1 protein-coding gene is annotated in these 1,736 nt (G+C 67.2%); it reads right to left on the minus strand.

What is annotated here, in order from left to right:
• Nucleotides 1-3: 3 nt before the first annotated feature.
• Nucleotides 4-1,701, minus strand: a complete 1,698-nt coding sequence (locus AC07FN_RS45835) for an ISAzo13 family transposase (RefSeq protein WP_478401373.1) — start codon at nt 1,699-1,701, stop codon at nt 4-6.
• Nucleotides 1,702-1,736: the final 35 nt, after the last annotated feature.

Below are 1,736 nucleotides of genomic sequence, written 5' to 3' on the forward strand. Positions count from 1 at the left end.
AAATCAACTCGCTGATTTCGGCTTTGTGTTTGGTGTGGGGTTGAGGCTGGTTGCTAGCGCGGTGAGGTCTGGCGCGGAATAGAGCCGTTGTTCGGCGGGTGGAGTGGTGTGCTCGATCTGATCGAAGAGTTGGGTGATCTGGCGGATGGCTCTGCTGACGGTCATGGGGGTGGTCTCGAACAGTCCGGCAAGCACGGTTTGGGGCAGTCGGAAGCGCTGGTGCAGGGTAGTGAGCAGGACCCGGTCGAGGAGGGGCAGTGCGGGACGGCGGCCGGTGCCCGGCGCCACGCGTCGTGGGCCACCGCGCTGACGGTGCAGATCGGCTTCTCGCTGGGTGTGGTGGGCGATGTGCAACCGGCTCAGCAGTTCGTCCCATTCGGCCGGTGACTGGCCGGTGAGGGCGGGGTGGAGCAGCCAGGCCCGGTCGTTGTGGCTGGTTTGGTGCGCTGGTGATCCGCCAGTGTCGGCGGCGGATGTGTCGTGCTGGGGCTGCTGGTGTGGGTGCAGGGTGTAGTTCCAGTCGCCGTGCCATTCGTGGTGGGTGATCGGCAGGTTCGCCATCTGCCGGTCGCTGATGGAGACCCCGGTGGCGTAGTGGCCGGTGTCGAGTTCGGCATGCACCCGCAAGCCGGTGCGGGTGGTGGTCGCCGCAATGGTCGCGACGATGACCTCGTGGCTGGTCAAGGGCCGGCCACGCCAGTTGAGGGTGATGTGGGAGAACAACCGGTGTTCGATGTGGTTCCACTTCGACGTGCCGGGTGGGAAGTGGCAGACGGTGATGGCCAGGCCGGTCTGGGCAGCCAGTGCGGCCAGCTCGGCTTTCCAGGCCCGGGTGCGGTAACCGTTGGAGCCGCCCGCGTCGGCGGTGACCAACAGCCGCCGGGCGTGCGGGTAGGCTTCGCAGCCCGCGCCGTGCCACCAGCGGCGCAGCGATTCGACGGCGAACGCGGCGGTGTCGTGATCGGTGCCGACGTTGACCCACCCGGTATTGGCCGCCACGTCGTAGATTCCGTACGGGATGGCCTTGCCCAAATCGGCATCGGGGAAGTCGTGGGTGCGCACCGGCACCGGCGCTCCCGCCGGCCGCCACTCGCGGCCACCATTGGCAAACGGCCCCACCAACTCCTTCTTTTTGGTGTCCACACTGACCACCGGATCGCCCGCCGCCTGATACTCCTTGACCTGCTCGTTGAGGTAGCGGAACTGGGCATCACGGTCCGGATTCTGCTTGCCCTCCAGCATCTTTGCGTTGCCCTGCAGGCTGAAACCCTCCTGGCGCAACAGATCGGCCACCGTGTCCGCCGAGATCCGGTGTCCCTGCCTGGTGAGTTCCGCGGCCAGGTTGCGGGTCGAGCGCGCCGTCCACCGCAGCGGCGACATCGGATCACCCCGCACGTCCGGCTCGATCAACGCCAGCAGCGCCGGCCGCAGCCCGGAATCCACCTCGGCCACGCGCTTGCGGCCCCCGCCGACCCTCCGTATCCGCCCCAAAGGCTCCGCACCGGAGTCCAGCTCATCTACCCCGGCCGCAACCGTCTGCCGGCTCACCCCAGCAGCCCGGGCCACGGCCGCGATCCCGCCGTGCCCCAACGATCGCGCCTCCGATGCCAGGTACAGCCGTTGCGTGCGCTCTTCCAAATGCGGCAACAACGTCGCGAACTTCGCCGCCAGTGACCGCTCGACCTCTACCGCAACCGCCATACCCCATGATGATCGATATCAAGCTAAAAGATCAA

It is taken from the genome of Saccharopolyspora sp. NPDC045941, from assembly GCF_056431445.1.